Consider the following 2496-nt stretch of genomic DNA (forward strand, 5'->3'; position numbering starts at 1 on the left):
GAACAAGTGGAGAAAAATAAGAGATATGATTGGGGAATATATACAATAAAAAGAAATGCTGATAAATAAAGGGTTTTGAGAGTTATACACAGAATTATGCACATTATCCACAAAAGTAGTAACATAAGAATTAAGACTACAAAAGGAGTGAGTGGAATGAGTATTAAAAAGGCAATTATACCAGCAGCAGGGCTAGGAACACGCTTTTTACCGGCTACAAAAGCTCAACCTAAGGAGATGTTACCTATAGTAGATAAACCTACTATACAATATATAGTGGAAGAAGCTGTAGAGGCAGGCATTACAGATATATTAATAGTAACAGGTAAAGGAAAAAATTGCATAGAAGATCATTTTGATAAAGCTCCAGAGCTAGAAAGACAATTAGAGGAAAAGGGGAAAACAGAATTTTTAGAAGTAATTAATGGTATTACAGATAATGTTAATATTCACTATATCCGTCAAAAAGAAGCAAAGGGTCTTGCAAATGCCATATATTGTGCAAAGTCGTTTGTAGGGAGGGAGCCATTTGCTATATTATTAGGAGATATCATAATTGAGACTAAGTACCCATTTTTAGCTAGGCTAATCAATACGTTTGAGAGATATAATTCTCCAATAATCGGGGTTGAAGAGGTAGATATGAAAGATGTAAGCAAATACGGAATTATAGATGGAAAGATAATGGATGATAGAATTTTCAAAATAGATAGATTAGTAGAAAAGCCTTCTATTGAAATGGCTCCGTCTAATATTGCAATCTTGGGAAGATATGTATTAACATCAGACATATTTAATATAATTGAAAAGCTTCCTGTGGGGAAAAATGGAGAATATCAGCTAACAGACGCATTGCAGGAGTTACTTAAGACAAGACCATTGTACGCATGTGAATGCAAGGGGAAAAAATATGACATCGGAAGCAAAGTTGGATTTTTAGAGGCAAATATTGATTTTGCATTAAAAAGACCTGATTTACGAGATGAAGTATTAGAGTATATGAAGAATGTTTTGAAAAAAGAGGAAATTACGGAGGAAGAGGCAAAAGAGAACATATATATTTAACAAATTTGAATTTTCGCACTAGACTTATAAGGTATTTTTTAGTATGCTATATATGTGAAGGTATAGCATACTATTATTTTAGTTAGGGGTAGTAACATGGCAAAATCAAAAACAGTCTATATCTGTCAAGAGTGTGCATATGAAACACCAAGATGGTTAGGCAAATGTCCTTCTTGTAATCAGTGGAACACATTAGTAGAAGAAGTATTAAAAGATGAAGTAAGAGTAACTACATCTAGTTTACTAAATACAAAACCAGTTAGTATCAATGATATAGAAATAAATAGTGAAGAGAGGTACAAAACAGGTATTTCTGAGTTAGATAGAACACTTGGGGGAGGCTTGGTAAAAGGTTCATTAATATTAGTGGGAGGAGACCCAGGAATAGGTAAATCCACACTTATTCTACAGTTGTGTGAAAAAATAAAGCAAGATGGCAAAATCTTGTATATATCAGGCGAAGAATCTGTTAGCCAAATAAAGTTAAGGGCAAATAGGCTAGAAGTAAAGAACCCTAACTTGCTCATGGTATCAGAAACAAGATTTAACATAATAGATGCATTAATAAATAATGAAGAGCCAAAAGTATTAATTATAGATTCGATACAGACAATGTATAATGATGAACTAAACACTGCCCCAGGTAGTGTTAGTCAAGTTCGTGATGTTACATGTAGGCTTATGAACATTGCAAAAAACAAGGGTATATCAACAATCATCGTTGGTCATGTTACAAAAGATGGTTCAATTGCAGGACCTCGTGTTTTAGAACATATGGTAGATACAGTATTGTATTTTGAAGGAGAAAGAAATTTAACATATAGGATATTAAGAGCTGTAAAAAATAGATTTGGTTCAACAAATGAGATGGGAATGTTTGAAATGAAAGAAGAAGGATTGGTAGAAGTAACAAACCCATCTGAAATAATGTTGGCGGGAAAGCCTAATAATGCGGCAGGTTCAGTTGTAGTATCTACATTAGAGGGTACAAGAACAATGCTAATAGAAGTTCAGGCATTGGTTGCAAAAACAGTATTCGGAATGTCTAGAAGGACAGCAACTGGGGTTGACTATAATAGAATTAATATGTTAATTGCAGTACTAGAGAAAAAATTGGGTATACCATTAGGAAGTTATGATGCTTACATAAATGTAATAGGTGGATTAAAAATAGACGAAACAGCCTGCGATCTAGGTATAATAACAGCATTAATATCTAGCTTTAAAAATGTTGCAATAGATAGCCGTTATGTATTTATAGGTGAGGTAGGTTTAACGGGCGAAGTTCGTGCTGTAAGCCAAATAGAAAAAAGGATAATAGAAGCAGAAAGATTAGGATTTACAACAGTAGTTATACCAAACTCAAACTTTAAATTGTTGGATAAAAATACAGGAAACATAGTAGTTAAGGGTATATCAAACATAAGAGAA

At 33.1% G+C, this 2496-nt stretch carries 2 protein-coding genes; both read left to right on the forward strand.

Annotated elements, in window-relative coordinates; genetic code table 11:
• Positions 1 to 156: 156 nt before the first annotated feature.
• Positions 157 to 1065 carry a UTP--glucose-1-phosphate uridylyltransferase GalU gene (gene galU, locus J6Y29_05895; protein ID MBP5427400.1) on the forward strand — a complete coding sequence of 303 codons (909 nt, stop codon included), beginning with the start codon at positions 157 to 159 and terminating at the stop codon, positions 1063 to 1065.
• Between the two features lie 96 nt (positions 1066 to 1161).
• Positions 1162 to 2496 (forward strand): DNA repair protein RadA (gene radA, locus J6Y29_05900; GenBank protein ID MBP5427401.1); only part of this gene is annotated, 1335 nt, incomplete at its 3' end.

Source organism: Clostridiales bacterium (assembly GCA_017961515.1).
Taxonomy (GTDB): domain Bacteria; phylum Bacillota; class Clostridia; order Acetivibrionales; family RGIG10202; genus RGIG10202.

Bases quoted from the DNA above. Each gene is read 5' to 3' on its own strand.
- galU (MBP5427400.1), top strand. From the start codon at position 157: ATGAGTATTAAAAAGGCAATTATACCAGCAGCAGGGCTAGGAACACGC.